The organism is Calothrix rhizosoleniae SC01, assembly GCF_900185595.1.
Taxonomy (GTDB): domain Bacteria; phylum Cyanobacteriota; class Cyanobacteriia; order Cyanobacteriales; family Nostocaceae; genus Calothrix_A; species Calothrix_A rhizosoleniae.
In genome coordinates this window covers 1-4,278 of sequence record NZ_FYBH01000436.1, presented here as the reverse complement: position 1 = coordinate 4,278, position 4,278 = coordinate 1, and the positions used below count along the sequence as shown (strand labels likewise).

The following is a 4,278-nucleotide window of genomic DNA, read 5'->3' as shown; positions in this document are numbered from 1 at the left end:
ACAGTTGAGACATAGCTACAGCTAAATTAGCAGAAACAAAGGACTTACCCTCACGAGGGCAAGAACTCGTCACCGCAATTACCCGCAACTCCTTATCAGAGACAGTGAAACTCAGATTAGTCTGCAACATCTCAAAGGCTGTACTTACGGGAGAGTAAGGACTATTGAGTACAGGTAACTCTTCTTGTCCCTCCTCCAATTTCTTCTTACCCTTATCACCTCCCACCTGGGGAATACTTCCCAGCAAAGGATAACCCAATAACCGCTTGGCTTCTTCCACATTTCTCAGGGACTTATCCATAGCTTCCAGCAACAACGCTGTACCTACTCCTAAAAGTACCCCTAAAAATCCACCCAAAGCTAAATTTAACATAATTTTGGGAGAAATCGGCTTTTTCGGGACTAAAGCCTGGGAAATAGTCCGGGCATTACCCAATTGCTGCTGTTCAACAACCTCCACTTCTTGTAATTGTTTCAGTACCTGTTGATAAGTAGACTGTGCTACCTGCAACTTACGCTCTAAAGCTCTTTGTAATTGTTCCAGTCGAGGTAGAGCTTTCATCCTGGCATGGTAGGATAAAAATGTCTTTTGTAATACCCCTACCTGTTGCTCCAAAGCTAATCTTTCCACTTCCGACTTGACTAATTCCCCAGTTATAGTTTGTTTTAATTCTCCAATTTGCAAATTTTTTTCCGGGATATATTCAGGGCTATCAACTATATTGACTACCCTTTTTTCCAATTGTTGCTTGAGAGCTAATTCTTTATTAGCTAAATTCCTTACCGTCGGGTGTTCCTCAGTCAAGCGAGTCCTAGCCACAGCCAACTCATCTTGCACCTTCTGATATTCTGTTAATACTTGCTGCACCCCCGGAGATTGGCTCAGACTAGTCAAACTAACCGCTTGTTGGCGAGTTAACTGTAACTGACCCTGTAATCCCTGGGAACGGCTCTTAGTGCCTTCCAATTGGGCTTGAGCCCTGGTAATTTCCCCAGTAAAATCTTTGAGTGCCTGTACACCAACCTTTGCCTCTTCCTGCAAAGAAACTACCTGATTAGCATCCTTAAACCTACGTAAAGCTGCCTCTGCTCTAACTACCCTAGCTTCTATTTGTGGTATCTGCTTGCGGAGAAATTGTTTAGCTGCGGTAACATCTGCTCGGTTAACCCGGATATTATTTTCCAGGTAAGTATCCATCAGATAATTAACAATCGCAGCAGCCTGTTCTTGGTCGGTACTTTTATAGGATATTCCCATTATATCAGTACCACGCACACCTTTAACCTTCAGATTACTTAAAAAAGCATCTATTTCTAAAGTTTGACCTCCTTTATCCTGTAATTGAAGTCTATCAATAACTTTTTGAATCAAAGGATTAGAGCGAATCACCTCTGCTTCTGTTTCTATAGGATTACTGGTGTTAGTCAAACCACTCAATTCACCCACTTTTTGACTCAACCCATTCAAGGCTACACTTTCCTGCTTAAGCAGCAGTTTCCCTTGGGCTTCATACACTGGCTTTTTGCTGAAGGTGATTAACCCCGTCAGACTAGAGACAGAACCAATCACCAGTGTAGTAGCCAGCCAACGTCTTTTAAGAACTAGCCAGTATTGTTGCAAATCAATATAGTCGTTGTCTTCTTCGTTAGCAGGCATATCTCTTGGCTACTCAGCTATCGGTTATCAGATGCAGGAAATAAATTTGATGATTGAGGATGACACGGAGACACGGGGATTATAGTTGATCCTCTGTGACAAAATCATCCCGCAATTATGCAATGCCTACAAATTTACTGTAGGGGCGCAAGGCTTGCCCTTTATCATTGCTAAAAAAGTCTATTGACTCTCTTCTCAGTCCACCCTGAAATTAACTTACTTCTGGCATATAACTTCCAGAATTACTTGTACTTTTGTAACTTAAACAATTATAGCATTTAGTGGGATCAAATTACGAATTAATTTTCACAAAATAGGTTGGATTGTCATTTAGTATTTTACAACTCATTTCTACTCAAAAATAACGACAGAACACAATATTTATATGTTCCCACAAAACGCGATTCTCTTCAGATAAAAAATCATGTTTTGCTAATTTGTATTAGGTGGGCAATGCCCACCTCATTGGTAAGATGCATTTATATTATAAAATATCCCTTTTAAAGTAAATCATTGATAATTACCAGCTACGGCGATAAAAACCAGATGTTCTATAACGATTCCGTGGGATAGATTTAAGAAATCGCCTTGCCTGCCGTGAAACTTGTTTTAACTCTGCCTTATTTCCTGAAGCTTTAGCTGCTTCCAGTTGACGAGCTAATTTTGCTGCTTTAAACCGAATTCGCAGCTGAATACGAGCAAGTCCATAGCGGCTGGAGTTTTTTCCCCCTGTGGCATTGGAAGTATTTCCCCCTGTGGCATTGGAGGTATTTCCTCCCGTTCCATTAGATGCATTATATCTTCCAGCATAGGCAGGGTTAACGGGTAAAGAAACTAGAAAAGCTCCTAAAACACCGCTACAAATCCCTAACTTTTTAAGCGGCAAATTTGCCTTTTTTCTCATGTAAATTATCCTGGAAAATCACAACATTGAATTGACAATTACAACTTAATTGAAATGCCAGTTCCCATTATAAATCTTGCCCCATCTCCTGCGCCACTAATATCTCTAATCGCTGGGGTAATTACTACAGGAATATTTTTAAATGGAACAATAGAAAGACCTATACCTAAATCTTGACCACTCCACTCGATAATAACACTTATGGGTTGTACAACTCTCACTCCCAGAGAACCAAATACACCCAATCCTGTGGGAGCTTCATCATTAATAACAGCTTCAGTAATTCGATCAAAATCAAGAAATTGACCACTGCCAATACCAGCAGTTACAGCCACCCTACTAAACGGAGCATCTATATATTTTTGTATATTAAATATTTTAGTAACTACAGCATAATAGGAATTGTCCGGATAATCAAAAGGAACGATAACATCACCAATTAAAATATCAGCAAATTGATTCCAGCCAATTGCCACAGCCATATCTTCAGCAATACGTCGGTGAACCTTAATACTAAACGAACCGCTACCAAATCCTTGACTAGTACCAAAAGTATTGAGAGTATAAGCTAATTCCACACCAACAGCTTTCACCGCATTCCCCAAGCCAATCCCAAATCCCATCTCCCCATCAGAAGTTCTGGTAAAACGGGTACGCCTTTGATAGCTAGCAGATATAAAAGCAGTAAAATTATCGGCTCCGTAGCCACTAGGGTTAGAAATGGTAAATGCTGGAGATAATCTAGCAGCATTACTGACTGCCGGGAATGGTAAACTTTGCTGTTTAGGGATGGCTTCTAGCTGCTCTAATATGTCATCTATATCATCAAGTTCCTGATTTTCAGTCTCTGGTGTGGCAGAATCCTGCTGTGCTAACTGGAAATCAATTTGCTGCTGTGGTACTAACTCAACTACGCCAATGCTCTCAGCTTCACCATATTTTTCTGGGGCTTTACCTTGATTAACACGTTGATTAAAATTATCTGATGCATCTGATATCTCTTTTATCTTTTTCTGGAATTTATCTGATTTAAGAGATTCTGTTAATAAACTTCTGTTTGCACTTACCTTTTCCTCTAGAGCAGACAATTTACTAGGATTATTTCTCTCTACAGCAACCTGAAAAGCATTAGATTTTGGCTCATTCTTTTGCTTATCACTCCCATCTAATCCAGTGGTTATTATCCTTTCTGGAATCGGAAGAAACTCTGGAAAAATATCTGTACTATCTTTAACTTCTGCCAGAAACCAGCCATGAGAGGATTGAACTCCATCAGCCAAAACCCCATAACCAAATATTTCTTCCCGATTATGACGAGAGTCTGGATTTAATTTTAACTTTTTGATACTTCCCAGCTGACTTTGCTGCAACCTACTATATAGGGAAATATCACTTTTTGCGATCGCAGATTGCCCTATTTGTTTTTTGGTAGAATTAGCAACAGTTCTGCTAGAACTCTGAGCAGACACAGATTGAATAGAAAAAGCTGCACTAAACAATAAAAGACTGACTAAAGTCCTTCCTAAACCGTAGTACCATGAGTCATTACACCCATCACCAAGGGATGAAAACACCTGTTCTCGCAAGCCGACAGCAGACTGTCTAGATTTTCGGCTCCTGATTTCCCAAAAATCAAGAGTAGTTAACTGTTGCTGCTCACAGGCAAATAGTCTAGACAAGACAGCACTTGACAGCTTAGCAGTTTTTCTCTTTATAT

Annotated in this window: 3 protein-coding genes; all 3 read right to left on the bottom strand. The window is 40.0% G+C overall.

Going from position 1 to position 4,278, the window contains the following annotated elements; genetic code table 11:
• The coding region (locus tag CALSC_RS25090; protein ID WP_088243912.1) for a GumC family protein at nucleotides 1-1,657 on the bottom strand (1,657 nt) is incomplete at its 3' end.
• Nucleotides 1,658-2,177: 520 nt separating this feature from the next.
• A complete protein-coding gene (locus tag CALSC_RS25085) occupies nucleotides 2,178-2,561 on the bottom strand; it encodes a hypothetical protein (RefSeq protein ID WP_088243911.1) in 384 nt (127 codons plus the stop codon).
• A gap of 38 nt (nucleotides 2,562-2,599) precedes the next feature.
• The coding region (locus CALSC_RS25080; protein WP_088243910.1) for a hypothetical protein at nucleotides 2,600-4,278 on the bottom strand (1,679 nt) is incomplete at its 5' end.